Source organism: Geodermatophilus sp. URMC 63, assembly GCF_053502565.1.
Genome location: NZ_CP199956.1, coordinates 1,802,843 through 1,826,531 on the forward strand (window position 1 = coordinate 1,802,843; position 23,689 = coordinate 1,826,531).

Below are 23,689 nucleotides of genomic sequence, written 5' to 3' on the forward strand. Positions count from 1 at the left end.
TCCGTTTCGTCGGTCCCGGCACCGGCGGTTAGCGTCAGGCGCCCAATTTCGGTGGAGAGATGGTGTACATGACTGCCCCTGCGTCCGGTCGGACCTCCGCGCCCGGCTCCCTGGTGGCCGCCGAGACCATCCCCTCGGCGCTCGCGGCGGTGGTGGCCGAGCGTGGCGAACACACGGCGATCAGCGCACCCGGCGTCACCGTGTCCTACCGGGAGCTCGGCGCGCGTGCGGCTGCCGGCGCCCACCGCCTGGCAGCGCTCGTGCCGGCGGACACCGCGCTCGACGCGCCCGTCGCCGTCCTCGCGACGTCGTCGGCGGACCTCGTCGTCGCCGTCCTCGCGGTCCTGCTCACCGGGCGGCCGGTCGTCGTCCTCGACGCGCAGCTGCCCGCGGGCCGCCTGCAGCAGATCCAGGACATGGCCGGCGCCGCGCTCTGCGTGGTCGAGCGCCGGTTCGCGCAGCGTGCCGCGGAGGTCCAGGGGTTCGCGGCACGCGCCGACCTGGACGCCGTGGTCGCCCCGCCCGGTCCCGGTGACGCGGTGCCGGACGCGGTGCCGGACGCCGTGCCCGCCCCCGGGCCCGACAGCCCGGCGACGATCGTCTTCACCTCCGGGTCGACCGGGCGGCCCAAGGGCGTCGTGCACACGCACGGGATGATCACCACGGAGGCGGAGATCACCGGCCGGCACACGGGCCTGACCGCGGGCGAGCGGCTGGCGCTGGTGCTGCCGCCCTCGTTCTCCCTCGGCGAGCACGCGGTCTTCGGCGCCCTGCTCACCGGCGCCAGCCTGCACGTGTACGACCCCCGCGACCGCGGCCTGCGCGGGCTGCCGGCCTGGCTGCGCGAGGAGCGGGTCAGCGTCCTGTCGATGACGCCGTCGCTGCTGCGCGCCCTGAGCGGGGCCATGCCGCCGGGGCGGCCGCTGGCCGACCTCCGGCTGGTCGTCACCGCCGGGGAGGCGCTGCAGGGGCGTGACGTGCGGGCCGCTCGCGAGCGGCTCGGCGCGGTCACCGTCGTCAACCACCTCGGCTCCTCCGAGACCGGTCAGCTGACCTTCGCCCCCCTGACGCCGGCCGATCCCCTCCCCGAGGGTGCGGTGCCGGCCGGACGCGTGGTGCCCGAGAAGGAGGTCCAGGTCCTCGGCGAGGACGGGGACCCCGTCCCCGTGGGGGAGGTCGGCACGCTGCGGGTGCTCGGCACCCACCTGGGCCGCTACCTCGAGGGCGGCCCGGACGGCCCCTTCGGGCGCGCCGAGGACGGCCGGGAGACCTTCAGCACGGGCGACCGCGGCCGCTACGACCAGCACGGCGTCCTGCACCAGACCGGCCGCACGGACGACGCGGTGAAGGTCAGCGGCTACCTCGTGGAGCCGGCCGAGGTCGAGGCCGCGCTGCGCACGCTGGACGGCGTGGCCGACGCCGCCGTCGTCGCCGTGGACAGCGGGACGGCGGCCGGCACCCGCCTCGTCGGCTACGTGGCGCCCGGCAGCGAGCAGCGCACGCCCTCACCCGCGCAGCTGCGCCGCGGCCTGACGGCCCTGCTGCCGACCTGGATGGTCCCGGCGGAGCTCCTGCTGCTGCCGGAGCTGCCGCGCAACGAGCGCGGCAAGGTCGACCGCGCGGCGCTGCCCCCGCCGCCCCGGGCCGGGGCCGTGCCGCCCCAGGGGCACTGGGAGCAGGTCCTCGCGGGGCTGTTCGAGGCCGTGCTGGCCCGCCCCGGCGTGGGCCGGGACGAGACGTTCACCGCCCTGGGCGGGGACTCCCTCAGCGTCGAGGAGCTGCTCACCCGCCTCGCCGAGGAGCACGGGGTGGTGCTGACCTCCGCGCACGTCGCCGAGGGCCCGACCGTGCGCGAGCTGGCCGCGCTCGCGGCCCGGTACGCGCCGGGTGCCGAGGGCGAGGCGCGCGGCGCCTCCCGGCGGCACGGCAGCGTCGTCGTCCTCCGCGCGACGGGCTCGCGACCGCCCGTGCTCTGCTTCGCCGGCGCCGGGGCGAGCGGCCAGGTCTTCCTCCCGCTGGCCGAGGCCCTCGGCAGTGACCAGCCGGTCTACGCCTTCCAGCCGCACGGCCTCGAGAACTGGGCGGTCCCCGACCTCAGCATCGGCATGGCGGCGCGCCGCCACCTGCGCCGGCTGCGGGCGGTCCAGCCGCACGGGCCCTACCGGCTGGTGGGGCACTCGATGGGCGGCCTGGTCGCGCTGGAGCTGGCCCGGCGGCTGACCGCGGCCGGCGAGGAGGTCGCCGAGGTGACGCTGGTCGACACCGTCCTCCCGCAGGGCCTCGTCGACCAGGCGTGGTGCCCCGACGAGGCGGCCGACGCCGGACGTCCGGCCGTCGCGCCGCTGCCCGGCGACGACCGGTACGGCCCGCCGCCGACGCGGCGCGAGCTGTGGCGGCGACGCCTGCTGGCGGTCGCGGCCTGCGTCCTGCCGCCGTCCGCGGCGCGCACCGAGGGGCTGCTCGAGCTCGGGGTGCGCATCTCCCTGGTGCACCGCCCGCGGACCTGGGACGGCCGGGTGACGGTGTACGTCAGCCACCTCAACGAGGCGAGTCTGGTGGTGTGGCGCCGGCTGCTGACCGGTGAGGTCACCCAGGTGACGCTGCAGGGTGAGCACAACTCGCTGCTGCGCCCCCCGTACGTCGAGGAGATCGCACGCGGCGTCGCCGCAGGACCCACCGGGCGTCCCGACGGGGCCTGAGCACGGCTCCGCACCGCCTCCCCGACAGGGTGATCCCGCCCACGAGGGGTACCCGTTCCCAGCCAACGCACAGCAACGCCCGTGACGCTGTACCGATGAGCGCTGAACAGCCGCAGGCCCAGCCCCGGACACCGGCGACGGGGATGCCGTCCGCGACGGCCCTCCTCAGCCGCCCGGCCGGTCCGCCCGCCCCGGTGCCGTCGGCCGGGACGGGGGCTGCGCACGAGGCCGGCCCCGAGCCGACGGTGTCGGTGGTCATCGCCTGCTACACGGAGGCGCGCTGGGACGGGCTGGTCGCGGCCCTCCGGTCCGCGGTGGACCAGGAGCGGCCCCCGCTCGAGGTGATCGTGGCGGTCGACCACGCTCCGGCCCTGCTGGCCCGGATCGAGCGGGAGTTCCCGCAGGTGCGCGTGGTCGCCAACACCGCCTCGCCGGGGGCGTCGGGCACCCGCAACGCCGGGGCCGCGGTGGCCCGCGGCGACGTGGTCGCGTTCCTCGACGACGACACCCGCGCCTCGCGGGCCTGGCTCACCCACCTGGTGCGCGGCCTGGAGGAGGTGCCCGACGCGGTCGGCGTCGGCGGCCGGGTCGGCGCCGGGTGGCCCGACGGCACGGCGCCGCGGTGGTTCCCGCCCGAGTTCCTGTGGGTGGTCGGTGCGACCTACGAGGGGATGCCGCGCACCCGCAGCCAGGTGCGCAACGTGTGGAGCGAGAACATGGCCGTCTGGCGCGCGGAGTTCGCCCGCGTCGGGGGGTTCCGCGACGGCTTCGGCAAGCTGGGCTCCAGCTCCCGCCCCGAGGACACCGAGCTCTGCATCCGGATCACCGGCCGGACCGGCCGCACCTGGCTGTACGTCCCCGACGCCGAGATCGTCCACGACCTCCCGGCCGACCGGGCCACCTGGTCGTTCTTCGTGCGGCGGTGCCACGCGGAGGGCAGGGGCAAGGCCGAGATGGCCGCGCTGGACGAGGGCACCGCGCTCGGGGACGAGCGCAGCCACGTGCTGGTCGCCATCCCGCGCGGCATGCTGCGGGACCTGGGCCGACTGCGTGCCGGTGACGTGTGGGGGCCGGCCCGGGCGGCCACGGCGGGCGTCGGCCTCGTGGCCGCGGGCTGGGGCTTCCTCGTCGGGCGGCTGGCGCTGCTCCTGCACCGCGGCTGAGACCGACGGCCGGCCCGGGGTGCCGGCCGGCCGTCGGTCGCAGCGTCAGGCCGGGGCGTAGACGGTCACCCAGTCGACCTGCATGCTCGTCGTGCCCGGGGTCCCCCCGCCGCACCCGAAGGCGGCGCCACCCTGGCAGCCACCCGGCTGGGTCTGGATCGCCAGGTGCATCGGCTCGTTCGGGACGCCCGGGTGGTCCGTCGTCGCCCACGGCCGTCCGTCGAGGGTGTAGACGACGCGACCCGGGGACCACTCGACGCCCATCGTGTGCCACTGCGTGAGGTCCGTGGCGACCCGCTCGCCGACCATCGCGTTGTCGGCGCCGTAGTGCAGGGTCGCGGTGGTGCCGCTGCGGTTCCCCCCGGCGTCCTCGGCGAAGTCGATCTCCGGTGGCCAGGTGGGGCCGTCCGGCCAGAGCAGCGCGGCGTACTTGATCTCGTCGCCGGCGTCGATGCGGAAGCGCATCTCCCACTTGCCGTAGGTCTGGCTGACCGTGCTGGCCAGTCCGCCGCTCACCCACTGGCCGTTCTGCAGGCCGTTGCGGAGGTTGAGGAAGCCGCCGGCCACCTGCACCTGGGAGGGCGACCACGTGCCGTACGGCGAGCCCCCCGGCTGGCCGGAGTAGGTCCGCCACCGCGACCCCAGTGAGGTGCCGGCGAAGTCGTCGGAGAAGACCTGCCGCCACCCGGGGAGGTCACCGGTCGGGGCCGTGCCGCCCGTCCCGGTCGCCGGAGGGGCCGCGGGCGCCGGCGTCGAGGCGGGTGCCGGGGTCGTCGAACGGGTGGGCGCCGCCGGCGCCGACGCCGTGCCCGTGCCGGAGGGCGCCGTGGTCCTCGGCGCCGCCGTCGTCGCGGGCGGGGCGGCCGGGGGCGGCGTCGTGGTCGTGGGGGCCGGGACGACCGGTGCCGGAGTCCTCGGCGGCGCGGACGGCACGGCGGACCCGGTCGTGGCCGGAGCGGGAGCCGGCGGGGTGCTCTGCCGGGGGGAGGTCGTGGCGGCTCCACCGCGCGTCCGGGTGCCGGACCCCGTCCACGGCGAGAAGGTCGCCGCCAGGGACGTGTCCTGCAGCTCGGCTCCCGCGTCGGCCGACGACGGGGACCGGGCGTCCACCACCAGGCCGGCGACACCGCAGGCAGCCGTGATCGACGTAGCCAGCGCGACGAGCCGCAGGGACCGACGCGGCCTCACCTTGCGAGGTTGCTCGACTACGGGGTGTGAATGCATGGGCGTCAGTAGACATGTCGACACGGCGCAACTGAAGGGATGACTCCCAGGAGTCACACGAGTCACACAGCTCCCAGCCCGCGTCCAGCTCCCTCCCAGGGAGGTGCGGGAGTGTCAGGCGCGTGGACGGGTGTCCGACGCCTCGAGGAGCCCTGTCGGGCTCCGCGGTGCCTCACTCCTCGGTGGCGTGTCGGAGCGCGCGTCTTCTACTGACCGTGACCGACTCGGTACGTTCAGGCGAACTACGGCGGAGGTCGTCCTCGGTCTCGCCGACTCGATCCAGAAAGTGGTGCGGCATGGTGGGCTGGTGGTGTAGGACGACGCCGTGTCAGGCGTGCGCGTCCTCGGATGGCGGCACGGACGTCGAGCGTCTGGGAGCGCCGCGATGAGCACCACCGACGTGCAGCGCCCGGCCCCCTCGGCGACCGGACGCGCGCCGCAGCTCCCCGTGACCAAGACCAAGCCGTGCAGCTGCGGGCACGTCCGCGCGGCGCACGAGCACTACCGCAGGGGCACCGACTGCGCCCTGTGCGGCTGCGGCCGCTACCGCGGGCGCCGCTGGTTCGGGTTGGGCTGACCGTCGGCGCCTCCGCGGCGCGTCCCCGCCGGCGAGCGGGCTGACTCGCCCGATCCAGTGGTGCTCCGCCCGTCGGCGGCCCGGCCTGCGCGGCGCGACTACCCTGGGAGCATCATGTCCTCGCGTGGCCCGACAGACGGGACCTCCACCCTGCCCGCGGACCGGCGCGGTGGCGGCCGGAGGCGGCTGCCGTGCTGGGCCTCCGCGCCCCTCGCCCTGGCCCTGACCCTGGCCTCCTGCACGAGCGACACCACGGTCGGCACCCCTGAGGGGCGCAACGACGCTCCCGGGCCGACGACCGCCGAACCGACCGTGCCGACGGCCGCGGACCGCCACGGCTGGAAGCAGCGCGGCGGGGACGAGTTCAACGGGTCGAGCCTGGACGCGGCCACGTGGCGGCTCTACGGCGGCACCGGGGCCAACGGCGTGGGCATCCGCAGCCCCCAGGCCGTCTGGGTCGGCAACGGCCTGCTCGGGATCTCCGCCAGCGGGAACGTCTCCGGTGGCCTGGCCTGGCAGGCCCCGCCGGCCACCACCTACGGCAAGTGGGAGTTCCGGGCCCGGGTCGAGCCCGGCACCGGCTACGCCCCTGCCATCCTGCTGTGGCCGGACTCGGACAACTGGCCGGTCGACGGCGAGATCGACGTGATGGAGATCGTCGAGGGCGATCGGCAGGCCAACCACACCACGGTGCACTACGGCGCGGACGACCAGCGCGACGAGGGCATCGTCACCGGCGACTTCACGCAGTGGCACACCTACGCGGTCGACTGGCAGTCCGACAGCATCACCGTCTACCTCGACGGCGAGCAGATCTACCGGAACACCAACCCGGCCGCCATCCCGCACGGCCCCATGCACCTCGCCATCCAGCTCGACGTGGGCCCCCAGGGCACGTGGATCCCCGCACCGGACGCGACGACCCCGGACGCGGTGAGCCTCTACGTGGACTGGGTGCGCATGTACCACTGAGCACCGCGGGCGCCGACCCGACCCAGCGCAGCGCACCGGGGCCGGATCGGCGGCGGACCCTCGCGCGCCGCGGCGCGGCTGTGCTCGGCGCGCTCCTCGGGGTGGTGGCGGTCGTCGGCGGGGTCGCCCACGTCTACCCCTCGGGCAGCAACCGGCTGGTCGCGCTCAGCGCCTTCTCCTCGTACCTGCTGGCCGCGAGCCCGCTGGCCACCGTCCTGCTGGCGCTGGCCCGGCGGCGGCTGGCCGCCGGTGTGGCCGCGGTGCTCACCGCCGTCGCCGTCGTCGTCCTGGCCCCCACCTACGTGGGCGGACCGGCCGACCCCGGCGGCGCGTCGCTCACCGTCCTGACGGCGAACGTGGCGCTGGGGGAGGCCGATCCGCAGGGCGTCGTCGCGGCCGTCCGCGACGCCGACGCCGACGTGCTGCTGCTGCAGGAGCTCACCCCGCCGCTGGCCGGCCGGCTGACCGCGGCGGGCCTCGACGAGCTGCTCCCGTACAGCGTGGTGGAGGCCCTGCCCGGCGCCGACGGGGTCGGGCTGTGGAGTCGCCACCCCCTCGCCGACGAGCAGCGCCACCCGGAGCTGACCTTCGCCTCGGTCTCGGCGCGGCTGGTCCTGGGCGACGGGCAGCCCAGCCCCACGGTGCTCACCCTGCACACGGCCGGGCCGTGGCCGCAGTCGGCCGACGACTGGGTGCGCGACATGGCCAAGACCCCCGACCTGCTCGGCCGGGTGGCGGCCGGGGCAGACGCGCACGGCTCCACCGTCCTGGTCGGTGGCGACTTCAACGCCACCTGGGGCAACGCCCAGTTCCGTGCGCTGCTGCAGGGCGGGTACCGGGACGCCGCCGAACAGCTCGGCGCCCCGTGGACGATGACCTTCCCGTCCGGGTGGGCCGTGCCGCCGGTCATCGGCATCGACCACGTGCTGGTCCGGGAGGCCGGTGCGGACGCCCTGCACACCATCGAGATCCCCGGTTCCGACCACCGCGGCCTCGTCGTCCGGGTGACCCTGCCGGGCAGCTGAGCGCGCCGGCCGCGACCACGGGCGAGGGGCGACCGCACGCCGGGGACCGGTCGGTGCGGTGGGCGCTCCGCGCCTCAGGCCGCCGACGCCCCCGGGTCGTCGACGCGGACCACCGTGGCCGGGTTGCCGACGGCCACCCCCCACTCGGGGACGTCCCGCAGCACCAGCGACAGGGCGCCCACGCGCGCGTGGGACCCGACGTGCAGGCCGCCGACGACGACGCAGCCGGCGCCGAACTCGACGCCGTCCCCGGCGCTGGCCACGCCCTTCTCGGTGCCGTCGCGGCGCACCACGTTGCCGATGGTCACGTGCTGACGGAGCACGCAGTCGGCGCCCAGCCGCACGCCGGGGTTGAGCACGATGCCGTGCGGGTGGTAGATCCGCAGCCGGGGCCCGACCTCCAGGCCCGGCGGCAGCTCGACGCCCACGAACAGCGACGTGACCAGCGAGTAGACGGCGGCGAACACCCGGCCGGGCAGGCCCCAGTTCCGGGCCGCCCACTGGGCGGCCCGGAACCACAGCAGCACCAGCCGGGAGTCGAGGTAGCCGGCGTTGACCGCCCAGTCCTGGGTGGTCCAGCGCAGGAAGCCCCCACCCGGCCGGGCAGCGGTCACTGCTCCGTCCCGACGTACTGGAACACCACCGCGTCCGACGTGCGGTGCACGGTCGTCCAGCCGGGCGCCGTGGCGAGCTCCTCCTCGAGCGCCTCCAGGGAGCCGTCGGGGAGCAGCCCGTAGTACCGGGCGTACTCGATCATCCCCCGCGAGATCACCAGGTACGGGCGATCGCCCTGGGTGGCCATGAACTCGTCGACCGCGGCCCGGTTCTCGGCGTCGAACATCACGCCGGACAGCCCCGCGTAGGTGATGAGGTCCGGGTCCCCGCCGGAGGACGGGACGCCGAAGGCGTTGTAGTTGCCCGCGAGCCGGCCGGGCCCGTTCTGCGCCCCGACGACGATCATGCGGCCCTCCTCCCCGTTCGCGTAGAGCCACTGCTGGGCCTGCACCTCGTCCTCGGAGAAGGTCGACCACGCCAGCGTGCCGTGCAGGCCCTGGATGCTCGCCAGCGAGGCGGCGACGAGGAACACCGCGAGGACCGGCATCAGCAGGCGCTGCCAGCGGATGCGCACCGCCGCCTGCGCGATGAGGAAGGCGGTGAAGGGCAGGGAGAAGAGGTAGACGCGGTAGATCGCCTCACCGCCGTAGCTCTGCCCGACGAGGATGAGGAAGGGCGCGAAGGCGAACGCGGCCGGCAGCAGGACCCGGCCGGGCCGGCGCCAGGACGCCAGCGCGGCCAGCAGCCCCAGCGACCAGACGCCCAGGGCCAGCAGGGTGGAGACCTGGCTGGTGAACACCTGCCCCGGCGTGCCGCTCGTCGTCGTCACCACGCCGCCCGCGTTCTCCCAGAACTTCAGGCTGTCCAGGAGGCCGTAGGCGCTGTTGATGAACTCCAGCCGGGGCGCGAGGAAGGCCACGGCGATGACCAGGCAGCCCAGCACCGTCCAGCGCGGCCGCACCAGGCCGAGCAGGGTGGCGAGCAGCAGGGCCGCGATCAGGATGTAGGGCGAGAGCTGGTGGGTGATCGTGATGGCGGAGAAGAGGAGGTACAGCGCCGCCAACGCGGCCCCCCGGGCCCGGCGCGAGGTCGGCGGGGCCTCCTCGGCGCCGCGGATCGACCACGCCTTGAGCCGGCGCAGCCACCCCGGCCCCCGTCGCCACTCCACCGGGGTGCGCCGCAGCCAGGCGACGACGACCAGGAAGCAGCCGAGGGCGAGCTGGAAGGCCAGGGCCTGGGGGGAGAGGTAGGAGGTGCCCACCCACAGGCCGGCGTGGAAGAGGAAGACGGTGATGAACGCGACGCGCCGGTCGTCGGACAGGTGCCGCACGATGGCGAACAGCGGCAGGCACGCCAGCAGGCTGAACGCCACCGGCGCCCAGGTGGCCAGCGCCAGGGAGCTGACGCCCGTGAGGTCGGCCAGCGCGGCCACCGCGGTGAACAGGGCCGGCCACTGCTGGTAGATGTCACGGGGGTCGGTGACCCCCTCGCCCTCGCGGAAGAACTCGACGACGCCGACGTGCTTGTACGTCCACGCGTACTCGGGGGTGCTGTAGAGGATCGGCACCGAGGCGTCGACGACCAGGACCAGGCCGATGACGCCGGCGGCCAGGACCGACGAGCGCCGCTGGTCGGCCAGTTCCAGGACGAAGCCGGCGCACAGCAGCGCCAGCCCCAGGGGGAACAGGGGACCGACCATGCCCAGGAGCCCGTAGTCCGAGCGGGTCGCGGTGTCGACCTGGGTCAGGCTGACCGCCCACGCGGCCAGCCCGAGCAGCACCAGCAGGGGAGCGCCCCAGCGGCGCAGGAACGGGACCCGCGGCGCGCCCGACCCGGCAGCCGGGCGTCGCGACGGGACTGCCTGCACGGTGTCCACCACGGCCTCCCCTGACAGCGTGCGGGTCATCGGGCCACCCGCCGGGCACAGAGCGCGGCCCAGCCGCACGAGGCGACCGTGGCGGCGGCGAGGACCAGCAGCAGGACCGACGGCGACCAGCGGTTGAGCCACGCGAGCACGGCCGTGCCGATGGCCCACAGGGCCAGCGACAGCACGTTGGTCAGCGCCCAGGCGGCGGACTTCCGGCCCACCGGGACGTGCGCCGTGACGGCCGCTCCGGGGCCGGCGCAGACGAAGGCCAGGACGGTCACCAGCCGCAGCCAGGACGGCGCGTCGAACAGGACGCTCGCGGCCGCCAGCACCGCGGTGACCAGGCCGGTCCACGCGATCAGCGCACGGGTGAACCGGTCGTCGCGGCCGCCGACCAGCGGCGGGGTGCGGTCCTCGAGGACCGCGGGGGTCGTGCTCATGCCATTGCCTTCCGTCCGAGCCGGGACGACTGCTCCACCTCGCGGATGCGGCGAGCGGGGACGCCGGCGTAGACGCCGCCCGGCGCGCAGTCGGACGAGACGACCGCGCCCGCGGCGACGATCACGTCGTCGCCGATCGTGACGCCGGGCAGGACCGTGGCCCGTGCCCCGATCCAGACCCGGTCGCCGATCCGCACCGGCAGGCCGGAGGCATCCTGCCGCCAGCCGCCGCCGGGCGCGCGGTGGTCGGAGGTGATGATCAGGACCTGCATGCCGATCGCGCAGTCGACGCCGATCTGCACCGGCGCCACCGCCTCCAGGTAGCAGTCGAGGTTGAGGTAGCTCCGCTCGCCGATCCGGACGTTGCGCGGGTCGCCCTCGATCCGCAGCAGCGGGCTGATCGCGTAGGAGTCGACCGCCATCCCGCTGGCGCGGTAGACGGCCCGGCGCAGCACCTTCGGCACGGCGAAGGAGGCCGCGATCCGGTTGAGCCAGACGTTGCGGCCGAAGACCCGCGCGTCGAGCCGCAGCGAGCCCAGCAGCAGGCGCAGCGACGCCCGCGGGGACCGCTCGGCCGGTTCGCCGGCGGTGGGGGCCGGGTGGATCACGAGGTGCTCCCTGAGGAGGTGGGTGGGCTCGCAGGCGGCCCGGTGGGCGGGGCGGCGGCGACGTCGTCACCGGCGGCGAGCTGGTCGGGTCCGTCGGACGCCGGGCGGGGATCCCCGCTCCCGGAGGCGAGCTCCCGGTAGAAGCGCAGGGCGACGGGCGCGACGGCGAGGGCGGTCCCGGCCTCGCAGACGAGGAAGAGCACGGCCAGCCCCTCGATGCCGAAGGAGTGCAGCCCCAGTGCCGTGACGGTCAGGAAGACCACGGTCTTGACGGCCAGCGACGAGATGAGCGGCACCAGCTTCTTGCGGGAGACGCTCAGGGCGGTGAAGAGCACGAAGCCGGCGCTGAACGGGAAGGACAGCCCGATCCACCGCAGCGCCGTGGTCCCCTCGTCGGCGTAGCCGGAGCCGAGGAGCGCCAGGATCAGCGGGGCGCCCAGCACGACGACGGCGCAGGCCGCGAGGCTGACGGCCGCGGTGAGCCGGACCGAGCGCCGGACCAGCCGGGAGATGGTGCCGCTGTCGGCGGCGTACTCGACGACGAAGGCCATCGCGATGTTCCACACCAGCGTCCCGAACTGCACGCCGATGAACCACGGGATGTAGAAGTACGCGGCGGCCTCGCTGCCGAGCTCGGCGGAGACCAGCACCGGCGGGAGCAGCGCGACGCAGCTGGCGAGCGCGCTGGCCACGTAGTCGCCGGCCACGAAGCCCCGGATCGTCCGCCAGCCCACGTCGGTGGAGGCGGTCGTGGTGGCCACGTGCCGGGGCACCAGCCGGCGGAAGACGAACCAGTTGACGACCGCGATCGCCACGACCGTCGGCGCGACCAGCGCCGCGAGCGCGCCCCACTGGGTCGACACCACGGCCAGGGCGAACACCAGCCCGACGCGCAGCGCGCCGGCCAGCAGGTTCTCCAGCGGCACCCACACCGCGCCGCCGAGCGCGGTCAGCGCGCCGTCCTGGACCAGGAAGACGGCGTAGCAGAGCACGGCCCCGAGGAAGACCAGGGGGACGAACCACTCGTTCCCGAGGATGTCGCTGCCGAGGCCGAGCGCCAGGAAGACGAGGGTCACCACCAACCCGGTGCCCAGGGCCAGCCCGTACGCGCGGGCGATGAACCCCCCGGTGGCGCGCCCGGCGCCGGGCACGAAGCGCAGCAGGACGCTGATGATGTTCAGCTGCGCCAGCCCGGCGAGGAACGTGATCGCCGAGAGCGCGGAGGAGGCCCGGCCCACCTCCGCCGGCGGCAGCAGCCGGGCGGCCGCGACCCAGAAGACGACGCCGAGCAGACCGGTCAGCACGGTCGAGGCCATCAGCGCGAGGGCGTTGAACTCCATGGCCCGCCGCTTGGGCGGGGTCACCGTCGTGGTCACGACGTCCTCCGGCGGGCGCCGAGGTAGGCGCGCGGGCCGGCCAGCATGCCGCGCACGCGCAGCCGGCCCAGCTCGGGCGGCAACCCCTCCAGCAGCGTGGTGACCTCCGGGTCGCGCCGCCCGAGGCGGGCGCGGAGCACGGGGACGGCCGCGGCGACCAGGCCGACCAGGTGGCGCAGGTCGCGGACGACCAGCGCGGTCAGCAGCGCGGTGAAGCCGGTCCCGTACCCCGACATCTGCCGGGCGAGCTCGGCGTCGCTGCGCCGGTGGACGTGGCTGGTGACGGCTCCCGGCTCGTAGCCCAGCGACCGGCCGGAAGCCAGCATCCGGACGACCATGTCGACGTCCTCGCCGCCGCGGCTCGGGGTGCCCGTGCCGAGCGCCTCGTCGAAGGGCCCCTGGGCCCGCAGCGCCGCGGTGCGGAAGGCCATGTTGGCCCCCATGAACGTGCCGAGCTGGTAGAGCGAGTGGGTGCGCACGACGTCGCCCGCCCGGCGGACCAGCACCCGGTAGCGGGCCGGGTGCCACGGGCCGGCGCCGGGCCGGTCCAGCGAGAAGGTCTCCGGCTGCAGGATCTTGTCGGTCCCGCCGCTGTGCCGCTCGAAGACCTCCTGCGCGGGGGTCTCCAGCTCACTGGGCAGGACGAGCCCGCCGATGCCGTCGAGCTCCGGCTCGGCCACGAACCGCTCGGCCAGCGCCCGGGTCCACCCGCGGTCGACCTGCACGTCGTCGTCGGTGAAGGCGACGACCTGGCCGACTGCCTCGGCCACCCCGCGGTTGCGGGCCGCGGAGATGCCGGGCTTCGGCTCGCGGAGCAGCCGCACGCGCGGGGCGGCGAGCTGCGGGATCGAGGCGCAGACCTCGTCGGGGCTGCCGTCGGGGCGGTTGTCGACGACGAGCAGCTCGACCGCGGGAAACTCCTGGTCGAGCAGCGCGTCCAGGCAGCGGGCCAGCTCCTCGGGGCGCTCGAGGACGGTGGGGACCACCACGGAGACGCCGGGCAGCGCGGCGGCCGGCGTCCGGGGGACGAGCGGCGGGAGCGTGGGCAGGACGCGGTGCAGCGCCTCCTCGCGGGCGGCGCGGTCGCGGGCCGCGGCCACCGGCAGGGTCAGCAGGGCGACCGGGCGGGCGGCGCGCCACACCACGACCAGGGCACTGCCGTGGGTGGCGGCGTCCCCGGCGCTCAGGCCGAGGTCGTCGGAGGGGGCGTCGAGGTCCCACCGCACGACCCCGGTCGGCTGCCAGGGGAGGTCCGCGGCCGGCGTGCCCGCGGGCGCTGCCGCGGCGGTGGAGGTGGCGGCGCGACGGTCCAGCAGGCGCTGGCGCACGTAGGCCCCGGGGCCGCGCTTCATGCCGGCCCGGTTGGCGGCCATCAGCTCGGGCGGGAAGTCCTCCGAGAGGCCCGACACCCGCAGGCTCGAGCTGCTCGTCATGTCCCGCACGGCCCGGCCGGCGAGTGCGGCCAGCCGGACGAGGACGAGGGGGGAGTCGGCCACGAGGGAGGTGTAGAAGGCCGTCAGCCCGGTGCCGTACCCCTCCATCTGCCTGCGCAGCCCGGCGAGGTCGCGGCGGTGGAAGTGGCGGGTGACCGCGCTCGGCCGGTACAGCGTCGCGCCGCCGGCGCGCAGCAGGTCGGTGAAGACGCGGGTGTCCTCACCGCCGTGGGTCAGGGTGCCGGCGCCCAGCGCCACGTCGAACCCCACCCGCCGCAGCGCGGCGGTCCGGAACGCCATGTTCGCGCCCACACCGAAGGAGGGCAGCGGGTACAGGGGGCTCTGCCGGTCGTCGCTGCCGCGGCCGAAGTCGGCCGGCGTGAAGCCACGACCCTTGCTGTGCCCACCGAAGCGCTCGAACCAGACCTGCGCCCGGGTGGCCAGCTCGGCGGGCACGACCAGGCCCGAGACGGCGTCCGCGTCCGGCCGCTCGGCCATCGCGCGGGTGAGCTCGGAGAGCCACAGCGGATCGGCGACCTCGTCGTCGTCGATCCAGGCGACGACGTCGCCCTCCAGCGCCTCGCGCAGCGCGCGGTTGCGCGCCCGGGAGAGCCCGGCCTGCGGCTCGAGGACGTAGCGGACGTCGAGGCGGTCGGCGAACGCGGCGACGACGTCCCGGGTCGCGGAGCTGACCGGCGCGTTGTCGACCACCCAGACCGTGAAGTCCGGGTGGTCCTGCTCGACGAGGCTCTCCAGGCACGTGGTGAGTGCCTCGGACCGCTCGCGCGTGCAGATCACCACGCTGGCGGGCCCGGCCGTGGCGAGGTGGCGGGCGTGCCGCTCGGCGAAGCCCTCGGCCTGCGCCCGTCGGCGGCGCACCTCCTCGCCCCAGCGCTCGTCGAGCAGGCGCCGCAGCGCGGCTGCCGGCACCCCCTCCGCCGGCAGCGGCAGCACCTCCCAGCCCAGCGGCTCGCCGTCGAGCCGGACGAGGAGCCAGGCCTCGTCGGCCGTGCTGCCGTCCGGTGCGGTGCGCGGCACCGCGGGTACCGGTCCGCTCAGCTCCACGTCCAGGACGTGAGCCGCGGTGTCGCACACGGGTGTGAGGACGTTCTCCACCGCGGTCATGTCAGGTCATCGACTCCGTTCGGGCTGTGATGTCAGGTCAGCTCGCGGTGCAGGACGTGCACGGCGGCCTGGCGGGCCAGCCGCCACGCGGGTGCGGCGACGCGCTTGAGGCGGGGCGTCAGGCCGGGCTCCCCGACGCGGAGGAGCTCCTCGAAGGCGTCACCGGTGACGCCGGGCCGGACGTGCAGGCGAGGAACACGGTACGGACCGTCCGACGACGTGGCGATCCTCCGGCCCACGGTGCACCCGTTGGAGTAACCCGCGGCAGCCACCATTCGTTCCACCCGGCGGGAGGAGTACCCGTGGGGGTAGCAGAAGGACCGCACCGGCAGACCCAGGGCGTCCTCGATCGCCCGCCTGCTGTCGACGAGCTCGGTCCGGAGGTCGGCGGCCGGCAGCACGTCCATGGTCCGGTGGTTGACCGAGTGGCTGCCGATCTCCACCCCCGCGGCGGCCGCGTCGGCCAGCTCGGCCCAGCTCAGCCGCGACCCGTGGGGGTCGTCCGCCGCCAGGCGCAGGCCGACGTCACCGGTCGGCACGTACACCGTCGCCCGCGCGCCGACCCTGGTGAGCACCTCGACGGCGTTCAGGAAGTCGAGCAGGCCGTCGTCGAAGGTGACGGCGACGACCCGCGCGGCCGGGTCGGCGGACCGGAGCGCCAGCGCCTCGGTGAGGCCCACCAGCTGCCAGCCGTCGTCGGCGAGCTGGGTCAGCTGCTCCTCCAGCTCGGCGGCGGGCACCGCGTGCTCGTGCGGCGTCGCCGGCGCCGTCGCCGGCACGGAGTGGTACATGAGGACCGGCATGCGCCACCGGGCCGGCGGCACCGTGCGCCGGTCGGCGTCCGTCCCCGGACCGGCCGCGGTCACGCCTCCATCCTCTCGAGCCGGGGCTCGAAGTCCGTCGACGAGGCCAGCCCGACCAGGGGACGGGCGTGCACGGCCGCGTCGGCGGCCTGCCGGCGCCGGGGGGTGCGGGCCGACCGGACGCCGGCGGCGAGGTAGCCGAGCGCGGCCGCGCCGATCCCGAGCACGATCGCCGCGGCCCGGGCCAGCCCGCCGAGGTCGCCGCGCGCGGCCGCGGCCAGGTCGCGCGGCACCCCGCGGGTCAGGACCGTGCGGACGAAGGCGGTCTCCTCGTCGAGGACCCCGCTGCCCGCGGCCGACAGCGACGACATGACCCGCTTGCCGGTCCCCTCCGCCCAGTTGCGGCGGAGGAAGAAGCGGAACGTGCTGCGCTCGGGCGGGACCTCGTGCGAGATGACCGCGTCGGGCACGAAGCGCCACCGGGCGCCGGCGCCCACGTGGGCGTTCATGCGCAGGCAGAGCTCGGTGTCCTCGGGCTGGGACGCGTGCCCCACCTTGCCGAACTCGTTGGCGAACCCGCCGACCTCGAGGAAGAGGGCGCGGCGCACGGCCATATTGCCGCCCCACACGTTGCGCACGTCGGTGTCCTGCGGCCGCGGTGCCGTGCCGCCGACGGTCCAGGAGAACTCCTCCGGGAACCACCGCGGGGTGCCGTGCGGCCAGCGGGCCTCGACGGCACCGCCGAGGCCCACGGCGAACGGCGCCGCGCGGTGGGCGCGGACGAGGTTCTCGATCCAGTCCGCCTCGGCGACCTCGTCGTCGTCCATGAACGCGACGAGGTCGCCCTCGGCGAGCAGCGCGCCGGTGTTGCGGCCGCCCGAGGCGCCCCGGGCGAACCGGTTGGGGACCACCCGGGCCTGCTGACCGACCGCGCGACGCAGCCGCTCGAGCAGGACGTCGTTGTGGTCCACGACGACGATCAGCTGGCACGGGTGGGTCTGGGCGAGCACGGAGCCGACGGCCCGCGTGATCTCCCCCCACCGCGCCTCGGTGAAGCAGGGGATGACGACGGAGACGGAGGTCATGCGACGTCGTCCCGACGCCGGTCGATGCCGATCTGCTGCGCCCTGGTCAGGTCGGCCAGCGTGTCGAGGTCGTGGCCGCCCTCCCGGGGGAAGCGGGAGAACTCGGCCAGCGCGGCCGGCTGCCCGGCCGCACGGGCCTCGAGGGAGCGACGCCGGTCGACCGGGACGGAGCGGCCCACGCCGTTCGCCCGCTCGACGAGCAGCGCCCACAGCACCCGGAACCCGTCGCGCCAGGTGTTGAGGTTGCTCTGGCCGTGGATCCGCGGGAACTCGAAGCTCGGGACCTCGGAGATCGCCAGGCCGGCCTTGGCCACGCGGGTGTTGATGATCGTCTCGATCTCGAAACCGTCGCCCCAGAGCTTGCCGTCGCGGCCGACGTCGGAGGCGTCGAGCTCGAGCACCGGCAGGCAGTGGGCCCAGAAGGCGTTGTAGCCGTAGCACAGGTCGCTGTAGGACGTGCCGAACAGCACGTTGACCGCACGGTTGAGCCACCGGTTGCCCCAGGCGCGGGTGCGGGTGATGTCGCTGCTGCCGCCGCCCTGGCTGAACCGGGTGCCCTTGGCGAAGTCCGCACCCGTGACGAGCGCAGCGACGTACCGCGGGATCTCCCGCGGGTCGGCCGAGCCGTCGGCGTCCAGCATGACGATGATGTCGCCGGTCGCCGCGGCGAACCCGCACGCCATCGCGTTGCCCTTGCCGCGGCGGTTCTGCTCGACGACGACGACGTCCGAGCGGAGGGACCGGGCCATCTCGACGGTCCCGTCGATGCTGTGCCCGTCGACGACGATCACCTCGTGCAGGTCGTCGGGCAGCAGCCCGAAGACGTGGGGGAGGTTCTTGGCCTCGTTGTAGGTCGGGATGACGACGCTGATCCGGGGGCTGGCGCCCGTCGTGTGGGTCATCGTCACGGTGCCCTGCTGTGTGCGCATACCGGTCCTCTCGTACTGGGAGACGGGTCCGGTTTCGCCATTGCTCGCCGTCGGGCCTTCGGCGACCAGGTCGCCCGACGGGTCATCGCTACCCGTGTTGCTGAGTGGTGTGGCTGGGTGGGGTCGTCCTGTCAGGGCACGGCGCAGCGGCGCGGACGTGCACGACTCGGACAGGGCCCCCACGGGATTCGGCTCGGTCATCTCGGGGACACGCGGTTCCCCGGATCTCGATCTGAGTGTCACGGAGCGTCATCGCACTGTCCAGGAGAGTCCCACGTCCGTGTGCGGGGGACGCGCTCACCGGGTGACCGATCACACATGGTCACGGCGGTGGCCCGGATCCCTCCGGGGAGCCCGTCGCACCGGCACCACGAGGGTGCGTCGGCCACGGTGGCTCCCGACGGCCGGGACGTCCGTGCGAGGCAGGACGCGGGCCGGCGGCCCTAGTCGGGCCGGGAGTCCGGGTCGTTCGAGCCGGGGAGGTCGCCGGCGGCACGCAGCTCCGCCATGCGCATGCTGACCTCGCCCGGTGCGCTGCTCACCGACCGCGGGAGGACGGCGTCGTGGGAGTGGTCACCGCCGCTGTGGTGGCCGTTGCCGGCACAGCTGCCGCCCGAGCTCCCGGACGGCGTCGACGGCGCCGGCGGGGGAGCGGACGGTGCCGGCGGTGCCGGCGACGGGGCGGGCGGCACCGGCGCGGACGGCGGCGGTGGCGCGAGCGCCTGACCGGGCGTGGCGGACGACGGCGCGGGCGGGGCCTGGCGTGCCGACCGCTGCGCAGGAGCCCGCGCGTTCCAGGTGACCGAGTCGTGTCCGGCCTCGACCGGTGCGCACTGCGGGTCGCCCGCGTCCTGCGCCTCGGGAACGAGGGGGGCGGCGGACGGTGCCGCGACAGGGGCGGCGGCCTCGACGGTCGGCCCGCTCGTCAGCGCGTGAGTGGGCACCGCGGGCTGCGCGGCTGCGACAGGCGCTGCCGCCGTCGGCTCCGGGGTCGTCGTCGCCGGTGCCGGGTGGACCACCACGGGCGCCGGCGGGGTCGCCGCCGTGCAGAGCGGCGCCGCCGGGGCCGGTGCCCTCGGGGTCGCGGTCGTCGGGCTCTTGGTGGCCGTCGTGGCTGTGGTGGCCGTGGTCGCGGTGCTCTTGGTGGCCGTCTTGGTGGTCGTGCCGGGAGCCGACGTGGTCTGCGGCCTCGCCGTGCTGCTCGTCGACGCGGTGGCGGGGACCGGCCCGAGGGGCGTGGTCGTGGTCCCGGTCGTGCCCGACGTCGCGGTGCTCGTGGCGGTCGTCGTCTTCCCGCTGGTGGTGCCGGTGCCGGTCGGGTTCGGGACCGGGCACGAGGTGGGCGCAGGGGTCGGCACGGCGGCCGGGGCGGCGGGGGCCGGCGTGTGAGCGGGGGACGGTGTGGTCGTCGGCGCGGCGGTCGTCCCGGTCGTCGCCGTGCTCGTGCCCGTGCCGCCCGTGGTCGCGGACCCGCTGGACGGCGTGGACGGCGTGGACGGCGTGGTCGGCGTGGACGGCGTGCCGGTGGACCCGGAGCCGTGCGTGCTCGGCGTCTGCGGCGTCCCCGCACCCGGGGCGTCGGTACCGGCGGACGGCGGCACGGGGTCCGGGGCGCACGCCGGATCGGCGTCGACCGCGGTCGTCTCGTCCTGGTCCGCGGTGGACGCGGCCACCTCGTCGTCCGACCAGGCGTCCTCGTCGTCCGCCCAGGGGTCGGCCGGCGGGACGGCACACGGGTCCGGGTCCGTCGCGGTGTCGTCCGTCGCGGGGTCGTCGGTCGCGGTGTCGTCGCTGGTCGTGGGGCCGGTCGTCGCGGACGGGCCGTCGTCGGTCGACGTGGGTGCGGAGGTCTCCGGCTGCTCGGCGGTGACCGGGGTGTCCGTCGCCGGCGGCGGCGCGAGCTCGTCGGCCTGCGGAGCGCTCGGACCGGCAGCCGCGGTGTCGTCCGCGGTGGTGTCGTCCGCGGTGGTGTCGTCCGCGGTGGTGTCGTCGGTCGACCCGGGGTCCGTGGCGGTGTCGTCCGTGGTCGTGCTGTCCGTGGCGGCGTCGTCGGTTCCGGTCCACCCGGTCTCGGGCGAGGACTCCTCCGCCGTCGTCTCCTGCACGGCGCCGGGCACCTCGGCCGACTCGGAACCGGACGTGTCCGCGCGAGCCGACCCGCTGGCCAGGGACAGCACCGTCCACGCGGCGAACAGGAGCAGGACGGTGAGCAGGGCACGGGCGAGCCACGACCGGCCACCAGCCCCGAGCGACATCGTCACCGCCCGGCTCCGGCGACCGGAAGCACGTTCCGGCTCCGTCGCGCTGACCACGCTCACCCTTCGCATCCGGCGCCGCAGGGGCGGGACCTGGTGTGTCGTCCGTCCCGACTGTGGCCAGCGCCCGGCCGGGAGGTCAACTGTGGGGACGGCGAGATGGCTCACGGTCCCGGCACGCCGACCGTTCGTTGCTCAGAGTGAGCAAGACGGTGCGGTTCACCAAGGGTCGGGACGGGATCGTGGGTCGGCTCACGGGGTGCGGAGCGTCACCGCAGCCACCGGTCGAGCAGCTCGTCGGCGGTGCAGGTGTTGACCACCCGGTCCGGGTCGACGCCCGTCTCGACGGCGCGCTCGCAGCCGTTGCCCTGCCAGTCGAGCTGGCCGGGGGCGTGTGCGTCGGTGTCGATCGCGAACTCGCAGCCCAGCTCGACGGCGAGGGCGAGCAGCCGCAGCGGCGGGTCGAGCCGCTCGGGCCGCGAGTTGATCTCCACCGCGGTGCCGTGCTCGACGCAGGCGGAGAACACCGCCTCGGCGTCGAAGTCGCTCTCGGGACGGGGGCGCTGCCGGCGTCCCTCCCGCTGCTCGCGCGGGATGAGCAGCCGGCCGGTGCAGTGGCCCAGGACGTCGGTGTGGGGGTTGGCGACCGCGGCGAGCATCCGCTCGGTCATCGCCGCGCTGTCGGCGCGCAGGTCGGAGTGCACGCTGGCGACGACGACGTCGAGCCGGCCGAGCAGCTCGTCGGTCTGGTCGAGGCTGCCGTCGAGGTGGATGTCGCACTCGATGCCGGTGAGGATCCGGAACGGCGCGAGCTCCTCGTTGAGCCCGGCGACGACGTCGAGCTGGCGCTCGAGCCGTTCGGCCGTCAGCCCGTTGGCGACGGTCAGCCGGGGGGAGTGGTCGGTGAGCGCCATGTACTCGTGGCCCAGCGCCACGGCGGCCTCGGCCATCTCGCGGATGGGACTGCCGCCGTCGGACCAGTCCGAGTGCACGTGCAGGTCGCCGCGCAGCGCGGCGCGGAACTCGGCGACGTCGTCGGCCAGGGGCACCAGCTCGGCGTAGGCGTCCTGCAGCCGGGCCAGGTACTCGGGCACCTCGCCGGCGTGCGCCTGCACGATGGCGGCGCCGGTCTTCGGGCCGATGCCGCGCAGGTCGGTGAGCGTCCGTGTGCGGATCCGTCGGTCGAGCTCGTCGGGCCCGATGCTGTCGACGACCGCGGCCGCGGTGCGGAACGCGGCCACCCGGTGCGTGGGCTCGCGGGCGCGCTCCAGGAGGAAGGCGATCCTCCGGAGCGCGGCCGCGGGCGGGAGCGGCGCGGTCAGCTGGCCTTCTTCAGCTGCTTCTTGGTCCTGCGCTCGGCCTTGGCGGCGCGCTTCTGCGCGTCCTCCAGGCTCCGCTCGGTGGCCGAGGTGGCGCGCTTGGCGGCACGGCGGGCCCGGTAGCCGACCGACGGCCTGCCCTCGGTGTCGACAGCGGCGATGAGCAGGCCGCCGAGGAGGCCGGCGTTCTTCAGGAAGTTCGACAGCTGCCCGAAGCGCTCCTCCGGGTCCTCGTGCTCCCAGAACCGGTGCCCGGCCAGCGTCGTCGGCACGATGCTGCCGGCCATGGCGAGCGCCGCCAGGCGGGGGAACTTGCCCAGCGCGAAGAGCGAGCCGGCGCCCACCTTGATCCCGGCGTCGATCCTGACCCACTGCTCGACGTCGCGCGGCACCTGCACCGGCAGCTGCGCGTCCGCCGTCCTGGCGATCTGGTCGACCACCGGCCGGGCGCCCGGCACCCGGCTCTGCGGGTTGCGCAGGGTGTCGATGCCGCCGTAGATGAACGACGACGCGAGCAGGGGCCGGGCGATCCGGCGGACCAACATGGAGGACCTCTTCCGTCGATGGGACCTGACTGCGGGCCCCGTGACCGCACGGCGGGACGGAGCCCCCGTCCGGGACCGTAGTGAGGTCATCGCCGCGGCGCTCGGTCAGCCGTCGTCGCGGCGGGGCGCTGCCGGCGTTCCCCGTGTGGTGCCGGTCCTGCAGCGCCCGCAGGATGCGAGGAGCACCGGCAGTGCGACCCGGGGGCGGGTGAGGAGGCGGCTCAGGAGGTCCGGCAGCAGTACACGGTCAGCGGCGCGCGCTTGCGGAACACGAACGACGACGACGACGCGGGCGCCGTCTCGCCGTCGTAGGCCACCGGCTCGGGGCCCGACCACAGCTGCACGCGCAGCTCCGGCGTCTGGTGCTCCGCGTAGCCCGAGCTGCGGTCGCTGAGGCCCAGCAGCGCGCCCAGCACCGCCCGCGTGCGGCTGAACGGCACGTCGGCGCGCAGGTACTGCACGTCGAGCAGCCCGTCCTCCAGCCGCGGCCGCCACGCCGGCGCCAGCCCGCGCGGGGTGTAGCAGCAGTTGCCCACGAACAGGATCCAGACCTCGACCGGCCGGCCGTCGAGCACCATCGACACCGGCACCCCGCCGTGCAGCACCTGGGCCGCCGCGACCGCGGTCGCCAGCCAGCGGCCCAGCCGGCCCTCGAGGGCGTCGCGCCGGCGCACCATCTCCGGGTAGGCGCCGATGCTCGCGGTGTTGAGGAAGGGCGTCCCGTTGACGTCGGCGACGTCCACGCACACCGCCCGCCCCTCCTCGACCGCCGCGGCGGCCTCCTCCGACGTCTCGACGCCGAGGTCCCGGGCGAAGTGGTTGAGCGTCCCCGCCGGGACGACGGCGAGCGGCAGGCCGTGCTCCAGCGCGACGGCCGCGGCCGCCGCGACGCTGCCGTCGCCGCCGGCCACCCCCAGCGCGGTCGCCCGGCCCGACCGGGCCGCCTCGGAGAGCAGGTCGGTGATCCCGTGCTCCGGGGAGGTGTCCAGCACCTCCGCGGCCGGCAGCAGCTCCCGGATCTCCGCCGCCGGGTCGTACCCGTCGGGCCCCGACCGCGGGTTGACCGCGACCACCAGGCCCTCGCCGCGCGGCAGCGCGGGCGCCGACCGGACCGGCCGCACCCGCGCCGGCTCCGTCGGCCGCACCGGCCACCACCGCCGGCCGGCCAGCGCGATCCCCGCGCCGATCGTCAGCCCGCTGACGACGTCGCCCGGGTAGTGCACGCCGACGTGCACCCGCGAGTACCCGACCGTGAGCGCCACGGGGGCCAGCGCCGCGCCCAGGACCGGGCTCTCCAGCGCGACCCCGGTCGCGAACGCGCCGGCCGAGGCGGAGTGCCCGCTGGGGAAGGACAGCGTGTGCGGCGCCCGCCGCAGCTGCCGGTCGGTCGCCAGGTTGGCCAGGTCCGGCCGCACCCGGCCGAAGAGCCGCTTGAGGACGACGTTGACCAGCGCGCTCGACACGGTCATGGCGCCCAGCCCGCGCAGCGCCGAGCGCCGCAGCGGTCCACGCCGCAGTCCGAGCAGCGCGGCGACGAGCAGCCACAGCTTCCCGTGGTTCGCCGTCGTCGACAGCCGGCGCAGCCACCGGTCGGCGGGGGACTCGGGGAGCGCTCCGATCGCGGCGTGCAGCCGCGCGTCCCAGTAGCGCAGCCGCAGCGGGGTCATGCGCGAGACGCTACGGCCCCGT

At 75.6% G+C, this 23,689-nt stretch carries 20 protein-coding genes; 5 read left to right on the forward strand and 15 right to left on the reverse strand.

Translation table 11 applies throughout. The features are described from left to right. The first annotated feature begins 68 nt into the window (after nt 1-68). Nucleotides 69-2,699 carry an alpha/beta fold hydrolase gene (locus ACWIZO_RS08705; RefSeq protein ID WP_448642089.1) on the forward strand — a complete coding sequence of 877 codons (2,631 nt, stop codon included), beginning with the start codon at nt 69-71 and terminating at the stop codon, nt 2,697-2,699. A 95-nt stretch (nt 2,700-2,794) separates the two neighbouring features. Beyond that, nucleotides 2,795-3,862 carry a glycosyltransferase family 2 protein gene (locus ACWIZO_RS08710; RefSeq protein ID WP_448642090.1) on the forward strand — a complete coding sequence of 356 codons (1,068 nt, stop codon included), beginning with the start codon at nt 2,795-2,797 and terminating at the stop codon, nt 3,860-3,862. Between the two features lie 45 nt (nt 3,863-3,907). Here ACWIZO_RS08710 and ACWIZO_RS08715 read toward each other — a convergent pair whose 3' ends face one another. Both ACWIZO_RS08715 and ACWIZO_RS08720 read right to left on the reverse strand, forming a co-directional pair. Beyond that, complete coding sequence (locus tag ACWIZO_RS08715; RefSeq protein ID WP_448642930.1) at nt 3,908-4,507, reverse strand: glycoside hydrolase family 16 protein; 600 nt, start codon at nt 4,505-4,507, stop codon at nt 3,908-3,910. A gap of 49 nt (nt 4,508-4,556) precedes the next feature. Then, a complete protein-coding gene (locus tag ACWIZO_RS08720; protein WP_448643022.1) occupies nt 4,557-4,895 on the reverse strand; it encodes a hypothetical protein in 339 nt (112 codons plus the stop codon). A gap of 576 nt (nt 4,896-5,471) precedes the next feature. On the opposite strand from ACWIZO_RS08720, the gene ACWIZO_RS08725 reads away from it, so the two are divergent. The 3 genes from ACWIZO_RS08725 (at nt 5,472) to ACWIZO_RS08735 (ending at nt 7,660) form a co-directional block, all read left to right on the forward strand. Next, a complete protein-coding gene (locus ACWIZO_RS08725) occupies nt 5,472-5,663 on the forward strand; it encodes a hypothetical protein (RefSeq protein ID WP_448642091.1) in 192 nt (63 codons plus the stop codon). A 312-nt stretch (nt 5,664-5,975) separates the two neighbouring features. Further along, nucleotides 5,976-6,635, forward strand: coding sequence for a glycoside hydrolase family 16 protein (locus tag ACWIZO_RS08730; protein WP_448642092.1), 660 nt, complete (start codon nt 5,976-5,978; stop codon nt 6,633-6,635). Nucleotides 6,636-6,715: 80 nt separating this feature from the next. Continuing rightward, nucleotides 6,716-7,660 carry an endonuclease/exonuclease/phosphatase family protein gene (locus ACWIZO_RS08735; RefSeq protein WP_448642093.1) on the forward strand — a complete coding sequence of 315 codons (945 nt, stop codon included), beginning with the start codon at nt 6,716-6,718 and terminating at the stop codon, nt 7,658-7,660. Nucleotides 7,661-7,734: 74 nt separating this feature from the next. On the opposite strand, the gene ACWIZO_RS08740 is transcribed toward ACWIZO_RS08735, so the two are convergent. From ACWIZO_RS08740 to ACWIZO_RS08800, 13 genes are all read right to left on the reverse strand, one after another. After that, nucleotides 7,735-8,274, reverse strand: a complete 540-nt coding sequence (locus ACWIZO_RS08740) for a serine acetyltransferase (RefSeq protein WP_448642094.1) — start codon at nt 8,272-8,274, stop codon at nt 7,735-7,737. After that, nucleotides 8,271-10,121 (reverse strand): hypothetical protein, encoded by a 1,851-nt coding sequence (locus tag ACWIZO_RS08745; RefSeq protein ID WP_448642095.1) that lies wholly within the window; start codon nt 10,119-10,121, stop codon nt 8,271-8,273. The genes ACWIZO_RS08740 and ACWIZO_RS08745 overlap by 4 nt, the downstream gene beginning before the upstream one ends. Further along, nucleotides 10,118-10,522, reverse strand: coding sequence for a hypothetical protein (locus ACWIZO_RS08750; RefSeq protein ID WP_448642096.1), 405 nt, complete (start codon nt 10,520-10,522; stop codon nt 10,118-10,120). Before ACWIZO_RS08750 ends, ACWIZO_RS08745 begins: the two co-directional genes overlap by 4 nt. Next, nucleotides 10,519-11,130 (reverse strand): acyltransferase, encoded by a 612-nt coding sequence (locus tag ACWIZO_RS08755; protein ID WP_448642097.1) that lies wholly within the window; start codon nt 11,128-11,130, stop codon nt 10,519-10,521. The genes ACWIZO_RS08750 and ACWIZO_RS08755 overlap by 4 nt, the downstream gene beginning before the upstream one ends. Next, on the reverse strand, nt 11,127-12,506 hold the full coding sequence (locus ACWIZO_RS08760) for a lipopolysaccharide biosynthesis protein (RefSeq protein WP_448642098.1): 1,380 nt from the start codon (nt 12,504-12,506) through the stop codon (nt 11,127-11,129). Before ACWIZO_RS08760 ends, ACWIZO_RS08755 begins: the two co-directional genes overlap by 4 nt. Then, nucleotides 12,503-15,064, reverse strand: coding sequence for a glycosyltransferase family 2 protein (locus ACWIZO_RS08765; protein WP_448642099.1), 2,562 nt, complete (start codon nt 15,062-15,064; stop codon nt 12,503-12,505). The genes ACWIZO_RS08760 and ACWIZO_RS08765 overlap by 4 nt, the downstream gene beginning before the upstream one ends. A gap of 32 nt (nt 15,065-15,096) precedes the next feature. Beyond that, complete coding sequence (locus ACWIZO_RS08770) at nt 15,097-15,930, reverse strand: polysaccharide deacetylase family protein (protein WP_448642100.1); 834 nt, start codon at nt 15,928-15,930, stop codon at nt 15,097-15,099. Beyond that, on the reverse strand, nt 15,927-16,952 hold the full coding sequence (locus tag ACWIZO_RS08775) for a glycosyltransferase family 2 protein (protein ID WP_448642101.1): 1,026 nt from the start codon (nt 16,950-16,952) through the stop codon (nt 15,927-15,929). Before ACWIZO_RS08775 ends, ACWIZO_RS08770 begins: the two co-directional genes overlap by 4 nt. Further along, nucleotides 16,949-17,854, reverse strand: a complete 906-nt coding sequence (locus ACWIZO_RS08780) for a glycosyltransferase family 2 protein (protein WP_448642102.1) — start codon at nt 17,852-17,854, stop codon at nt 16,949-16,951. The genes ACWIZO_RS08775 and ACWIZO_RS08780 overlap by 4 nt, the downstream gene beginning before the upstream one ends. Nucleotides 17,855-18,324: 470 nt before the next feature. Further along, complete coding sequence (locus ACWIZO_RS08785; RefSeq protein ID WP_448642103.1) at nt 18,325-20,142, reverse strand: hypothetical protein; 1,818 nt, start codon at nt 20,140-20,142, stop codon at nt 18,325-18,327. A 263-nt stretch (nt 20,143-20,405) separates the two neighbouring features. Beyond that, complete coding sequence (locus ACWIZO_RS08790) at nt 20,406-21,458, reverse strand: PHP domain-containing protein (RefSeq protein WP_448642931.1); 1,053 nt, start codon at nt 21,456-21,458, stop codon at nt 20,406-20,408. Beyond that, nucleotides 21,455-22,000, reverse strand: a complete 546-nt coding sequence (locus ACWIZO_RS08795; RefSeq protein ID WP_448642104.1) for a DoxX family protein — start codon at nt 21,998-22,000, stop codon at nt 21,455-21,457. The genes ACWIZO_RS08790 and ACWIZO_RS08795 overlap by 4 nt, the downstream gene beginning before the upstream one ends. A 221-nt stretch (nt 22,001-22,221) precedes the next feature. Then, nucleotides 22,222-23,667, reverse strand: a complete 1,446-nt coding sequence (locus ACWIZO_RS08800; RefSeq protein ID WP_448642105.1) for a phosphatase PAP2 family protein — start codon at nt 23,665-23,667, stop codon at nt 22,222-22,224. Between the last annotated feature and the right edge of the window lie 22 nt (nt 23,668-23,689).